This is a genomic window from Actinoplanes solisilvae (genome assembly GCF_003999975.1).
In the GTDB taxonomy this organism is placed as follows: Bacteria; Actinomycetota; Actinomycetes; order Mycobacteriales; family Micromonosporaceae; genus Actinoplanes; species Actinoplanes solisilvae.
Map to the genome: position 1 here is coordinate 208,115 of NZ_RJAC01000011.1, position 12,661 is coordinate 220,775.

Here is a 12,661-nt window from a genome sequence, read left to right on the forward strand (position 1 = left end):
TCCTCCCACGTACGGCCTAGGGCCGCAGGATCCGCGCGTTGAGCGCCATGTTGGCGGCGAACTGGTCGTTGACGACCTTGTGACTTTCGAGGCGCTGCTGGACGGCGGGATCGGTGCGGCCGAGTTTCACGAAGCCGTCCGAGAACCACCCGTTGTCCGAGCCGCTGCCGTCGACGTAGGCCTTGTATGTGGTACCGCTCGGCCACACGACCTTCGTCAGCAGACGCGAGAAGGCCGCCATGTCGGCTTTCGTCCAGGTCGTGCCGCGTTCGCGGGCTTCCACCACGTACGCCATGACGCCGTTGCCGTGGCTGACGTCCTGCCCGGGCCGTGCCGCCGCGCCCCACTGGTCGCTCCAGAAATAGGCGGTCGGCTCGACCGGGCTGCGCCGCATCTGCTGTTTCAGTCCGCTGCCCTCGCCGGGCACCTGCCGGTCCACGTTCCTGATGACGGTCTGATAGCGCCGTTTGCGGGCCGCTTCGGTGGTGATCCGCGACAGGTTCAGCGCGATCAGACCCCAGTGGGCGGTCATGTGCGTCCGTTCGCGATAGATCGTCTCCTCGGGGCCGCGCGAGAACCACTTCTCGAAGACGTTCTTCTCGGCGAACGAGAGCAGCCGGTTGTAACGGGTGCGGTAGCCGCTGTTGCCGTAGATGCCCGAGTTCTCCCGCATGGCCGCGAGCAGCGCGGTGCCGTACCGCCAGAAGTAGCTCTCGTAGAGGGGCACCTCGTCGCCGTTCTCCTGCGCCGAGCGCCACCCCAGAAAGCCGCCCCGGGCCGCCGACGCCGAGGCGGTGACGTTCTCGGTGAACTGCAGGGCCCGGTCGAGGTAGCGGCGCTCGCCGGTGGCCCGGAACATCGCCACGCAGGCGTCCAGCGTGTAGGAGAGCTCGTAGTGGTCCCAGCTGTCCTTCGAGCGGCTCAGCGGGATGGCGTTGCGGGCCTGGAAGTCCCAGCCGTTCAGGAAGATGCCGGCCCAGTAGCTGACCGGTCTGAGCTTGGCGGCGGCGACGGCCAGCTCGGGGCCGGAAGGTTCGGGGACGGGGACGGGCTGGGGGCTGAGGGCGCTGGTGACGTCGTCCTCGCCCGCGCCGCAGGCGGCGGCGACTGACCCGACCGCCGCGAGCAGGACTGCGCGACGACCTATTCGAGTGTTCATGGTGTTACCTCCTCAAGGGCGCGCGACGGTGCCGGCACCGTCGCGGCCGCAGCCGCCATCGCCATGAACAGCCAGGCGAGGCGGGAGTCGTAATAGTCGCCGGAGAACAAACTGCTCAACCCCACGAAGACGGCGGCGGCGACGGCCAGGCCGGTGAGCTGGGGGCGGTGCCCGCCACCGCGAACGGTGGCCGTCCAGAGCAGGACGGCCGAGGCGAGCAGACCGAGACCGATGAGGCCTCCCTCGGCAGCGACGCCGAGCACGTAATTGTGGGGGTATTCGACGAACTGGTTGACGCCGATCAGTCCGTAGAAGCCGTCGAGACCGGCCCCGGCGATCGGATGGTCAACAGCGAGCTGCCAGGCCGCCGCCCAGATGTCGGTGCGGTCGGAGAGGTAGCGCTCCTGGACGGTCTGTTCGACGAACCGCTCCTGGAACAGGTTGGTGAAGGCGGGTGGCGCGAACGCCCAGACCGCGGCGACGGCGACGGTCAGGAAGGCGAGGGCGCCGACTATCGTGCCGGAGCGCAGCTTGCGACGCAGCTTGAGCAGCGCGACACCACCGACGACGATGCCGGCGAGGAGCCCGGCCCGCGAGCCGGAGAGCACGGCGGCGAGCATGAACAGCGGGGTGACCAGCAGCGGCAGGATGCGACCGGTGGTCATGAAGAGCGCGACGGCGCTGATGATGCCGAGGATCTCGATGCGGACGAAGACGTTCGGCCCGCCGCCGAACGCGGAGTAGCGGCCCTGCTCGCCGGGGCCGTTGACGAACAGGGCGGCGAGCGCGAAGAGGATCGCGGCGACGAAGAACAGCAGGAACGCTGTTCGCACGACCCGTTCGGGATCACCCACGGCGTACACGTAGAAGGCGACGACCAGGGCGCCCATCAGCACCAGGTCGAGCGTCTGCGGCCCGACCCGGGAGGCCTGCGGTGCCCACAGGCCCGAGGCGATCTGGAAGAGGAAGAACAGCACGGTCGCGACGAGCCAGCCCTCGCGGCGCGGCGTGCTCAGGGCCGGGGGGCGGCGCGCGATGTCGACGATCAGCACGGCCAGCGCCACCAGCAGGCCGGCCACCCGCAGGTCGACCCAGGCGAGGTCGGTGTAGCCGGCGCGGTCGAGCGTGTACCGGCCGCCGATCGCGACCAGGATCATGATCAGCCCGGGGGCGAGGAAGACCGGGGGAGTGCGCAGCCAGTTCATGAACGCTCACCCGTCAGCCGGTTGGCGACCAGGGCGAAGAGCAGGCAGGACCCGTAGCCGATCAACGATCCGTACGCGGCTCCGAGGATGCCGAAGGCCGGGATGAGCGTCACGTAGGCGACGAAGCTGACCACGAAACCGGTGATCTCGGCGGCCGAGACGAGGCTGCTGCGGCTCTTGGCGATGAGCAGGCCGAGCGTCACCCTGGACATCGCGTAGAGCCCGGCCGCGACGACCAGCGGCACCACGACGACCTTCGCGGGCGCGTAGTCGTGCCCGAAGACCGGCACGATCAGCAGGTAGAGCCCGCCCGCGGCGATCGGCGCGACGACCACGCAGTAGAGCGCGACGGCGAGCAGGATCGGGCGGGTCGGGAGGCGGCCGCCGTCGTGCTCCTGGCGCCACTTGCCGAGCTTGGCGTCGGCGTAGGCGCGCACCGGCCAGGCCAGCAGCTCGGTCATCGTGGCCACAGCCGTGTAGAGACCGAGGGCCGAGGTCGACGCGAGCGCGGGCAGGGCGAGCCGGTCGGAGCGCAGCATCGCCATGTTCGAGATCGCCGCCGGGAAGAGCGCGATGCCCTCCTTGCGGACCTGCCGGTTGCGGTCGGGCAGCAGCGGCGAGTCGGGGCCGCGCAGCCAGCGGACGAGATAGTACGAGGTGGGCAGCGTGCCGGCGACGATGTAGGCGACGATCCAGATCGCGGGCGTCGTGGTGTTCAGCCGGTAGAGCAGCACCAGCAGGCCCAGCAGCAGCAACGCCTCGGCGACCCGCGAGACCAGGAAGTCGCGCACCCGCCCGGCCGCGATCGCGATCGACCGGATCGCCAGCCCGGCCGCTTCGACCAGCGTGTACGCCGCGATCAGGCTGAACACCAGCAGCCCCGGGTTGAAGCGCTGCGGTGCGGCGAACTCGAACCCGGCCCCGATGACCAGCACGACCGAGGTAGGGATGATCAGGAGCCGGGCGTACGCACGGACGGCCGCACCCGGCGGCGCCTCGTGATAGTTGGCCACGAAGCTGCGTTCGGTGCCGAGCAGCACGAACTGGGTCGCCAGATAGACGACCTGGAGCATGAGGGCGACCTCGCCGCGGTGGGCGGGCAGCAGCGCGCGGACCATGAGGATGTTCGCCACGAACGCGACCCCGCCGGTCAGCAGCTGGGAGGCGAAGAGCTGGACGTACGGCTCACGCAGTCGATCGAGGATCCAGGGGAGCGAACCGGGGGGCCGGGGCGGGTTCGGCCCGGCCGCGGTGGGCTCGGCCTGGAGCTCAGTCATGCTGCTCCTCGTCCTTACTTTTTGTGCTCCCTCCGGAGCCCTCCTCTCCCTCGCCGGGGTCGTTGTGGCCGGGGGACCGCTGGGCCGGGATGTCCGGGTCGGCCTCGGTGACGCGAGCTTGTCCACGCACGACGGCGTGGGCCACGACGTGGCCGTTGGCGGTTGCCGGGGCCTCGGTCTTCGGACGGGTGGCGAGCGTGCCCGGCGTGATCACCGAGTGGGCGACGTCGACCGTGGCCAGCGCCGTCTCGGAGACCCGCGCGCGGCCGGAGACCGGGTTGGGTGGCGTGGCCGCCTCGGGCTCGTCGTCCTGCTCGCCCAGCAGGGTGGTGACCAGGCCGGGACTGTCGACGGACGCGGGGATTCCGGGCTTCGCGGGGGCGGCCGGCTCGGTCGGCAGGCGGCGGGGCAGCGCGTTGAGCACGGCGCCGACCAGGCGCGCTCCCACCTGCTCGAGCAGGTCGGTGGAGCGTCGAACGTCGGCCGTGCGGGTGCGGTTGGCCCGCACGATCAGCAGCGCACCGTCGGTGACCTTGCTGAGCACGGCCGCGTCGGCCACCCCGTGCAGCGGCGGGGCGTCGATCAGCACGATGTCGAAGCGGGCGGTGAGTTCCCGTACGGTCGCCGCGAGCTTGGGCGAGGCCAGCACCTCGCCCGGGTCACGCCGCTTCTCGCCCGGCGGCAGCACGGTCAGCCGCCCGTCGAGCGGGTCGCGCAGCACGTCGCCCACCTCGGCCCGGCCGGCCAGCACGTCGGCCAGGCCCGGACCGCCGTCCATGGCCAGATAGCGGCCGACACCGGGTGAGCGCAGGTTGGCGTCGACGAGCAGCACCCGCGCGCCGGTCTCGGCCATCGCGATCGCCAGGCCGCACGCGACCGCGGTGGTGCCCTCCTTGGGGTTGGCCGCCGTGAGCAGCAGCGCGGTGCCCCGGGTGGGGCCGCGGCGCAGACCGGCCACCTCGGGCAGCAGGCTGCGCAGCCGCCGGAACGCCTCGGCCAGCGCGGAGTCGGCCTGACCCGAGCGCGCCCACCGCCCGTTCAGCGAGATCACGCCGACGGTGCCGATGCCGAGACGGCGCAGGTCGTCCTCCTCGGTGATCGTCTTGCGGGTCGCCTCGCGCACCGCGACCAGGACGCCGCCCACGAGCAGCCCGAGCACGGCCGAGAAGCCGACATCCCGTACGAGATCGCCGGGTTCCTGGACCGTGACGGGGTCTTGCGCGATCGAGATCGTCGGCGTGGGCCCGTCGGAGGCGGCAGCGGGCGGATCAAGCCGCTTGGCCAGCGCGATCAGGGCGGACGTGGCCGACGTGACCATCTCGCGGCTGCGTGCGGACGACTCGTCCTTCGCGGTGACCACGAGCAGGTCGGTGCCGGCCTGCACCTCGGCCGACAGGCTCTCCTGCACCCGTGCCGGGGTCAGCGGTTCACCGAGCCGGTCGACCACGGTCTGCGCCACCCGGGGACCGGTGAGCAGGGTGATGTACGAGTTGAGGCGGCTCGCCTTGGCGTCCGGGTCGCTCGACCCGGTGCTGACGAACAGGATCATCGAGGACTTGTACGCCGGCTCCTGGGTGAACGACAGTCCGACCGCCCCGCCGACAGCCAGCAGCACCGGCAGGACGATCCAGATCCATCGGCGACGGCACGCCCGCACATATTCGCGAAGTTCCACGGTCTTCTCCCTCGGTGGCTCGTCAGGGCCGCGTCGCGGTGCGGTGGGCGGCTGCTCGGTCGAGCACCGCGGCGAAGTTGTCGAACAACAGGTCACGGGAGAACCGCTCGACGGCGAGTTTGTGCGCGGCCAGGCGGGCCTGGGAGAGCCACGTCTCGTCGCGGCAGAGGCGGGCGAAACGTTCGCCGGCGTCGTCGGTGTCGGTCGGGTCGAGAACCAGTCCGGCGCCGGTCTCGGTCAGCAGGTCGGCCTGCCAGCCGCCGTAGTTCACGGCGATCGGGCGGCCCGCGGCGAGCGCGTCGAAGAACTTGTTGGCCGAGTTGTCCCACAGGGCCTTGATCGGCCGCACGAAGCTGGTCGACATGGTGGCCGCCCCGAGAATCGCCGGCAACTCGGACTTCGGCACCTTCTCCCACATGCGTACGGTGTCGTCGAGCAGCCCGAGCTCGGCGGCGAGCTTCTTCGTCGGCTCCCACTCGAGGCCGTGCCCGACGATCAGCACCCGGATCTCGGGGTCGATCTCACGCATGCGCTTGGCCGCGCGCACCAGGTATTCGACGCCGTTGACCCGGCCCAGCGCTCCGGTGTAGACGATCAAGGGCCGGTCGCCCAGCCATTCGTGCTTCGTACGGAAAGCCTTGATCGTTTCGTCGTCGACCTCGAACATGGCCAGGTCGGCCGCGTTCGGGATGACCGTCGTGCGGGTCTTCGGACGCCGGGCGAGGATGCCGGCCTCCATGCCGGGGGACAGCGCGACTACCTCTTCGGCGTTGCGGTAGGCGAAGTTGGCGAGGGCTCCGGCCACGCCGCGCAGCACGGGGTTGCGCAGGGCGCCCATCTCGATCGGGACCTCGGGCCACAGGTCGCGCACCTCGAACACGAACGGCACCCTTCGCATCTTCGCGGCGAGGACGCCGGGGACCGCGACGGTGAGCGGCGTGCTGGTGGCGAAGACGAGGTCGGCCCTGAGGCGGGCGGCCTTCGCGGTGGCGACGACCATGAACTGGGCGAACGCGCGGATCCGGCGGGCGTACGACATGTTGTTGTTGTAGGGGATCGAGAACCAGTGCACGCGTACGCCGTCGTCTTCGGTCTGCCGCCAGCCCGGCTCGGTGGTGGCGCCCGTGATGTCGGTCGTGATGACGTCGACCGTGTGCCCCCGGGCGACGAGGCGGCGGGCCTGCTCGTAGGAGCGGATCCCGCCGGCCATGGCGGGATTGCAGTAGTACTGGTGGATGTAGACGATGTGCATGCCCGTCACCCCTCGTGCTCGGCGGCGACCGCGCGCACGGCGGCCACCACGCGTTCCCGGTCGTGCTCGGTGAGCGCGGAGCCGCTGGGCAGGCAGAGCCCGCGGCGGAACAGGTCGGCGCAGACCTCGCCGCCGCGCATGACGCAGTCGCGGAAGACCGGTTGCAGGTGCATCGGCTTCCAGGTGGGCCGCGCCTCGATGTCGTGGGCGGCGAGGCGGTCGAGGATCTGGTCGCGGCTCGCACCGAACCGGTCGGCGTCGATGAGCAGGCAGGTCAGCCACGAGTTGGCCTCGCCGTAGGAGGCGATCGGCATGAACGAGACGCCGGGCAGGTCGCCCAGCTCGGCGCGGTAGTAGCGGCCGGTCTCGCGGCGGGCGGCGATCATCGAATCGAGCCGCTGGAGCTGGCCCCGGCCGACGGCGGCGAGCAGGTTGCTGAGCCGGTAGTTGTAGCCCACCGAACGGTGCTCGTAGTGCGGCAGCGGCTCTCGGGCCTGCGTGGCCAGGTGCCGCGAACGGGCGGCGACCCGGTCGTCGTCGGTGACGAGCATGCCGCCCCCGCCGGTGGTGATGATCTTGTTGCCGTTGAACGACAGCACACCGGCCAGGCCGAACGAGCCGGCCGGGCGGCCCCGGTAGGTCGCGCCCAGAGCCTCGGCCGCGTCTTCGATGAGCGCGACGCCGTAGCGGTCACACGCGTCGACCAGCGGTTCGTAGTCGGCACACTGCCCGTACATGTCGACGGCGACGACGGCGCGGGGCGGGCGGCCCTTGGCGCAGCGGCGCTTGAGCTCCTCGGTGACCAGGGCCGGGTCGACGTTCCAGCTCTCGGTGGTGCTGTCGAGGAAGACCGGGCGGGCGCCGAGATACATCACGGCGTTCGCGGTGGCGGCGAAGGTGAACGACGGGACGAGCACGGTGTCGCCGGTGCGGACGCCGGCCGCGACAAGGGCGAGGTGCAGGGCGGCCGTGCCGCTGCTGAGGGCGACCGCGTGGCGCACGCCGACGATCTCGGCGACCTGGGCCTCGAACGCGTCAAGATCGGGGCCGACCGGGGCGACCCAGTTCGAGTCGAACGCCTCGAGCAGCAGCTTGCGCTCGAGCTCGCCGACGTCGGGCGGGGAGAGCCAGATGCGGTTGCGCGCCTCAGTCATGGACTCGTGTCCTTACCGCCCAGAGCGGCCAGGCCGGGTGCAGGCCCTGCCGGTTGATGGCCAACGGGCTGTCGCCGGGGTACATGGCCGGGCGCAGCGTGCTGGCGAAGCTGCGATAGCCGGTCTCTTCGGCGTACGCGATCTCGCGCTCGCCGAAATCGACGTCGGAGCCGTACGGGGCGGCGAAGTCGCGGATCTCTCGTTGGAGTTCGCTCTCGAGCTCGCGCTTGGAGTCGGCGAACTCGCGGAGGGCGTCGTCGTCGCCCTGGTCGGTGAGCCGCCGGTGGGTGACCGAGTGGGAACCGAAGTCGAAACCGGCGGCGGCGATGGCACGGCAGTCGTCCCACGAGAGGTTGCCGGGGCGGCCGATCAAGCCGGTGGTGACGAAGAACATCGCGGGGATGCGCAGCTCGCTCAACATCGGCACGACAACGTCGCGCCAGCTCAGGTGGGCGTCGTCGAAGGACAGGCAGAAGACCGGGCCATCGGGCTCGTGATCGCCGGCGAGGATCTTGAGGGCGTCGTCCCAGGAGACCAGCGGGCCCCGGCGGCGGAAGGCGGCCAGGTGGCGGCGCAGGTCGGGAGCGTATTCGGGGAGGACGTCGTGGTAGAAGGGGAGAAAGAGCCCGGCGGCGCGCGGCAGGCGGCGGAAAGCACCGGCCGGCGCCAGGATGCGGCCCTGCACCCGCGGCCGGGCCCGCAGCTTGCTGCGCAGCCCGAGCTCGTTCAAGCGCTTCTTGACGGAAGCCGGGGTGATCAAGGTCGGGGACGGCATCGGCACCCTCCGGCATCATGGGGCGGGCGTCGTGGCACGCCCATGACAGAGCCTTTCAAAGGGAGGGCGGGGTGCGTCAGTGCCATTTGTCATCAGGAACGTGAGAGATCTTCACGTGAATTCCGGGCGCTTGTGGAATTGACGCCGTGCGGCGCATCATCGGCGCCTGGGAAGACATTTCGGCGGCGGAAGGTGACACATGCTGCGACTGCACCGGGTGGCTCCCTCAGCCGAGGTCTGGGCGGAGCGCGCCCAGTACGACGACAGGCTGATCTTCCACACCGAGGCGTGGCTCAAGTTCGTCGCGGAGGCCCAGCGAGCCGAGCCGGTGCTGGCCCGGGTCACGTCGGGAGGATCGACGGTCGGGCACTTCACGGGGCTGGTGTCGAAGAGGTTCGGGCTGAAGATCCTGGGGAGCCCCATGGCCGGGTGGACCACCTCATATGTGGGGTTCACCCTGGACGAAGGGGTGGTGCGGCGGGACGCTTTGGAGGCGTTGATGCCGTTCGCCTTCGGGGAGCTCGGGTGCGCGCACCTGGAGATCCGCGACCGCGGGCTGACGGAGGACGACCTCGGGGGCCTGGGGTTGAAGTGGGCGGCGGCGCCTACGGCGGTGATCGATCTTCGGCCGTCGGAAGCGGAGCTGTTCGGAGCGATGGCCGGCGCGTGCCGGCGCAACATCCGCAAAGCGGAGCGCAGCGGAGTCGTAGTGGAGGAAGTGAATGTCGGCGATCCGACATTCGCACTCGATTTCTACGACCAACTGCGCGACGTTTTCGCCAAGCAGAATCTGGTCCCGACCTATTCGATCGAGCGGGTCCGCCAACTGATTCGACACGTGGGATCGTCGGGTCAACTGCTGCTTCTGCGTGCGCGCGACAATTCGGGCACGTGCATCGCCACGGCGGTGCTGCCCTGGTATCACCGGACGATGTACTTCTGGGGCGGGGCGAGCTGGCGTGAACATCAGCACCTGCGTCCCAACGAGACGCTGATCTGGCATGCGATGCGATGGGCCCGCGAACGAGGGGTTACCGAGTTCGACTTCGTCGGAGGCAACGCTTACAAGGCGAAATACGGCACCGTGGAGGTGCCTGTGCCGTGGGCGCGGCGGAGTCGGTCGCCGTTGGTGGCTAATCTGCGCGATGCTGCTCAGCAAGGGTTTGCGTTGAAGCAGCGGGCTGTGGCCCGGTTGTCGGGGGCTCGGTCTTCCTGACGCCTCGGTCACCCTGGGACGGCCGAAGCCGGGGTGGAACTTCATGGCAAACAAAGAGCATCTAATTGCCATGAAGTTCCACCCCGGCCTCAGCCTTGCGTGGTGGCCGGTGACGGCCAGAAGATGGTTACTCCCGCCTCTGATTGCATCAAGACCTGCGTGATCCCGTGACAGGGCGTAGATCGGCTTCCGCGCTGTGGTCACCGTGGTCGGCACGTCACCCGGGCGGGCCTGAGTGGTGGGTTGAGCAGCCGCACCGTGCCGGTTCAGGACGGACGCTCCGCGCCCTTGGAGGGGTCACGCCGGCAATCTTCCCCGGCCTCGCACGGCGGCTGCTCGCAGCGGTTGCCGGTCTGTCCGAGTAGCCAGCGATGGCCCCGGGTGGCGGCAGGGGAACTGCGGCGGGTGCGGGCTCGGGATGCCGGGGTGAGCGGTGGGGCCGTGATTGGCAGGAATTTGTGGGCTTCAAGGGCCGGTGGTGATGTCGATGCGGACGGCGGCCGGGTGGCCGCCGGCGTCCACATCGAGGTGGACGGGTCAGCCTAGGTGCGCCGAACTCGGCGGAGGCCCGGGCCACGTCGGCGCCCCAAAGGACCAGGTCGGCCAAGCCGTCGAGCGGTAGGACATGCTCCCAGGTGTTCAGCGCATCGGCGTCGGCGAAGACGAAACGCGCGTGGCCGGTCGCGGCGGCAGGGTGGCCACTGAGGCTTCCCATGCGAGCCGGCGTCGTGGTGCCGCGGTGCCGCCGGTTGCGCTGACAAGCGGTCAAGCTGGACGACAGGTCCCGAGTTCAGGAATACAGGCCCTCCCCTTCCACGATCGATCCGAGATCCTCGTTTCAGGCCCCTTCGCTCTCCATGATCGATCCGAGATCCTGGTTTCAGGCCCCTGGAACGCGATCGAGGCCCCTGCATCAAGGATCAGCTCAACGATCAAGCCGGGGAGAGCCCTGTCTCCTGGTTTTAGACACGGCGGCGAGCCAACCGGCCACCGTGACCGGCCGCACCAGTGCGGGACCCACGACGGTGGCCGGCCTGGACAGCCTGCGCGACCAACCGGTCACCGCGACCGGCGGGCATGGGTGAGGCGGTCTGGGCCTCGGGGGAACGGCCGCGCGAACCAGATGCCCGCACCGGGCCTCCAGGGCAGACCTCGACCCCGGAGGCAGTCTAGGACCGCTGCTGTGGGCGAGCCGTGGGGTTGCTGCGGTATGTGCCCGGGGTCATGCCGGTTTCGGTGCGGAAGGCGCGGCGTAGCTGGGTTTCGCTGCTGTAGCCACAAGCGGGGCTCAGGTCGGCCACCGAGCGGCTGGGGAACGGCCGGTCGTCGAGCGGCGTGGCGGTCAGCGGGACGAACGCGCGGTTGATCGCCGCGCGGTACTCGCCGAAGGTCGACAGGAGGGCCACGTCCTCGATGATGCGTCAGCCGAGGATCTCCTTGATTGTGGAGACAACGGTTGCGGGGGAAGGCAATGAAGGGGCCTTGACCATCGCGCGGGTGGCCGGGTTGTACTGCTCTTCCCAGATCGGCTCGACCACGTGGCAGCCGTCCTGGCGGAGCTGGTCGAGGTTGCGGGCTACGGCCGGCTTGGCCAGCATGGTGGGGCTCATCATGGGGAAGAGGACGACCGGCACGGTGGCGGCCAGGAGCACGCCGGCGAGCAGGTTGGGGACGGCGCCGGTGGCCGCGGCGGCGAGCAGGTTGGCGGTGGCGGGCAGGACCAGGATTTGAAAGAAGTTTCAGGCGGCGGGGGCGTCGACGGGCTGATCGCGGCGGGACGGGGCCTTGGCGGTGGAGTCGCGGACCACGAGTTCGGGGCGGAACAGGTATTCCGAGTGGGGGGCGCCGTGACCGTTGATCTCGTCCATCAGGGAGCGGACGGCGGCGACGGCCATGGCCGTGACGGGCTGGCGCAGTGTGGTCAGCGGCGGGTCGGTGAAGGCGATCAGCGGGGAGTCGTCGAAGCCGATGACCGAGACGTCGTGGGGGACCGAGAGACCCCGGCGGCGGGCCGCGCGGATCGCGCCCAGCGCCATCAGGTCGGATCCGCAGACCAGGCCGGTCGCGCCCATGGCCAGCAGCCGGTCGGCGGCCACCTCGCCACCCTCGACGCCGAACAGGGTCAGTGACACGTAGTCGTCGACGGCGTTGTCGGCGATGTCCAGTTCGCGCTGCATGGCCTGGCGGTAGCCGGCCAGTTTGCGCTGGGTGCCGATGAAGCGGTGCGGGCCCGAGATCATGCCGATGCGCCGGTGGCCCAGGGCGACCAGGTGGGTGACGGCGAGGTCGCCGGCCAGGCGTTCGTCGCAGGAGACGAACGGGGCCTCGATGCCCTCGGCGTAGCCGTTCATCAGCACGATCGGCAGGGGACGGTCGAGCAGGCGCTGGTAGCGGGCGTGGTCGGCGGTGGTGTCGGCGGACAGGCCGGAGACGAAGATGATGCCGGAGACCTGGCGGTCGAGCAGCATTTCGACGTATTCGTCCTCGGTGACGCCGCCGGGCGACTGGGTGCAGAGGACCGGCGTGTAGCCCTGTTGGGCCAACGTGGACTCGACCACCTGGGCGAACGCCGGGAAGATCGGGTTGTCCAACTCGGGGACGACCAGGCCGACCAGGCCGGCGCTGCGTTTGCGCAGCCGCTCGGGCCGTTCGTAGCCGAGGACGTCGAGCGCGGTGAGCACCGCCTGGCGGGTCTCCGCGGAGACGCCGGGGCGGTCGTTGATGACACGCGAGACCGTCGCCTCACTGACCTGGGCCTGACGGGCGATGTCGGCCATCCGTGCACGCATGCCGCCAACTCTAGTGGTGCCGTGTTGCGGGCGAGTTCCTGCAAGCTCTTCCATTCACTGCAACCACTTGCTAACGTCCGTGCCACACCAAAGACGTTCGTCGATCCCGGATCGGCCCGCTGCACGCTGCTCATATTCGCGTGCGGCTATGCAAAAGCG

General features: G+C 70.1%; 11 protein-coding genes. 1 reads left to right on the forward strand and 10 read right to left on the reverse strand.

Annotated elements, in window-relative coordinates; genetic code table 11:
• Positions 1–16 precede the first annotated feature (16 nt).
• Genes EER30_RS26305 through EER30_RS26335 form a run of 7 tightly spaced genes read right to left on the reverse strand, consistent with a single transcriptional unit; the run spans position 17 to position 8,497 of the window.
• On the reverse strand, positions 17–1,159 hold the full coding sequence (locus EER30_RS26305) for a hypothetical protein (protein WP_127503268.1): 1,143 nt from the start codon (positions 1,157–1,159) through the stop codon (positions 17–19).
• Positions 1,156–2,364 (reverse strand): O-antigen ligase family protein, encoded by a 1,209-nt coding sequence (locus EER30_RS26310; RefSeq protein WP_127503269.1) that lies wholly within the window; start codon positions 2,362–2,364, stop codon positions 1,156–1,158. The genes EER30_RS26305 and EER30_RS26310 overlap by 4 nt, the downstream gene beginning before the upstream one ends.
• Positions 2,361–3,641, reverse strand: coding sequence for a lipopolysaccharide biosynthesis protein (locus EER30_RS26315; protein ID WP_127503270.1), 1,281 nt, complete (start codon positions 3,639–3,641; stop codon positions 2,361–2,363). Before EER30_RS26315 ends, EER30_RS26310 begins: the two co-directional genes overlap by 4 nt.
• Positions 3,634–5,316, reverse strand: coding sequence for a tyrosine-protein kinase domain-containing protein (locus EER30_RS26320; RefSeq protein ID WP_127503271.1), 1,683 nt, complete (start codon positions 5,314–5,316; stop codon positions 3,634–3,636). The genes EER30_RS26315 and EER30_RS26320 overlap by 8 nt, the downstream gene beginning before the upstream one ends.
• Positions 5,317–5,338: 22 nt before the next feature.
• Entirely contained in the window at positions 5,339–6,568 is a 1,230-nt protein-coding gene (locus tag EER30_RS26325; protein WP_127503272.1) for a glycosyltransferase family 4 protein, read from the reverse strand.
• Between the two features lie 5 nt (positions 6,569–6,573).
• Positions 6,574–7,722 (reverse strand): aminotransferase class I/II-fold pyridoxal phosphate-dependent enzyme, encoded by a 1,149-nt coding sequence (locus EER30_RS26330; RefSeq protein WP_127503273.1) that lies wholly within the window; start codon positions 7,720–7,722, stop codon positions 6,574–6,576.
• Positions 7,715–8,497, reverse strand: a complete 783-nt coding sequence (locus tag EER30_RS26335; RefSeq protein WP_240670305.1) for a polysaccharide deacetylase family protein — start codon at positions 8,495–8,497, stop codon at positions 7,715–7,717. Before EER30_RS26335 ends, EER30_RS26330 begins: the two co-directional genes overlap by 8 nt.
• Positions 8,498–8,696: 199 nt before the next feature.
• On the opposite strand from EER30_RS26335, the gene EER30_RS26340 reads away from it, so the two are divergent.
• Positions 8,697–9,713 carry a GNAT family N-acetyltransferase gene (locus EER30_RS26340; RefSeq protein ID WP_127503274.1) on the forward strand — a complete coding sequence of 339 codons (1,017 nt, stop codon included), beginning with the start codon at positions 8,697–8,699 and terminating at the stop codon, positions 9,711–9,713.
• A gap of 1,169 nt (positions 9,714–10,882) precedes the next feature.
• Here the strand turns inward: EER30_RS26340 and EER30_RS26350 are convergent.
• Genes EER30_RS26350 through EER30_RS26360 form a run of 3 tightly spaced genes read right to left on the reverse strand, consistent with a single transcriptional unit; the run spans position 10,883 to position 12,502 of the window.
• Positions 10,883–11,119, reverse strand: coding sequence for a helix-turn-helix domain-containing protein (locus EER30_RS26350; protein ID WP_205650417.1), 237 nt, complete (start codon positions 11,117–11,119; stop codon positions 10,883–10,885).
• Between the two features lie 15 nt (positions 11,120–11,134).
• Complete coding sequence (locus EER30_RS26355) at positions 11,135–11,440, reverse strand: flavoprotein (RefSeq protein WP_127503277.1); 306 nt, start codon at positions 11,438–11,440, stop codon at positions 11,135–11,137.
• Positions 11,441–11,452: 12 nt separating this feature from the next.
• Positions 11,453–12,502: a LacI family DNA-binding transcriptional regulator gene (locus EER30_RS26360; RefSeq protein ID WP_127503278.1), complete on the reverse strand. Its 1,050-nt coding sequence runs from the start codon at positions 12,500–12,502 to the stop codon at positions 11,453–11,455.
• Positions 12,503–12,661 lie beyond the last annotated feature (159 nt).

Bases quoted from the DNA above. Each gene is read 5' to 3' on its own strand.
- EER30_RS26335 (WP_240670305.1), bottom strand. From the start codon at position 8,497: ATGCCGTCCCCGACCTTGATCACCCCGGCTTCCGTCAAGAAGCGCTTG.
- EER30_RS26325 (WP_127503272.1), bottom strand. From the start codon at position 6,568: ATGCACATCGTCTACATCCACCAGTACTACTGCAATCCCGCCATGGCC.
- EER30_RS26340 (WP_127503274.1), top strand. From the start codon at position 8,697: ATGCTGCGACTGCACCGGGTGGCTCCCTCAGCCGAGGTCTGGGCGGAG.
- EER30_RS26330 (WP_127503273.1), bottom strand. From the start codon at position 7,722: ATGACTGAGGCGCGCAACCGCATCTGGCTCTCCCCGCCCGACGTCGGC.
- EER30_RS26315 (WP_127503270.1), bottom strand. From the start codon at position 3,641: ATGACTGAGCTCCAGGCCGAGCCCACCGCGGCCGGGCCGAACCCGCCC.
- EER30_RS26305 (WP_127503268.1), bottom strand. From the start codon at position 1,159: ATGAACACTCGAATAGGTCGTCGCGCAGTCCTGCTCGCGGCGGTCGGG.
- EER30_RS26310 (WP_127503269.1), bottom strand. From the start codon at position 2,364: ATGAACTGGCTGCGCACTCCCCCGGTCTTCCTCGCCCCCGGGCTGATC.
- EER30_RS26360 (WP_127503278.1), bottom strand. From the start codon at position 12,502: ATGCGTGCACGGATGGCCGACATCGCCCGTCAGGCCCAGGTCAGTGAG.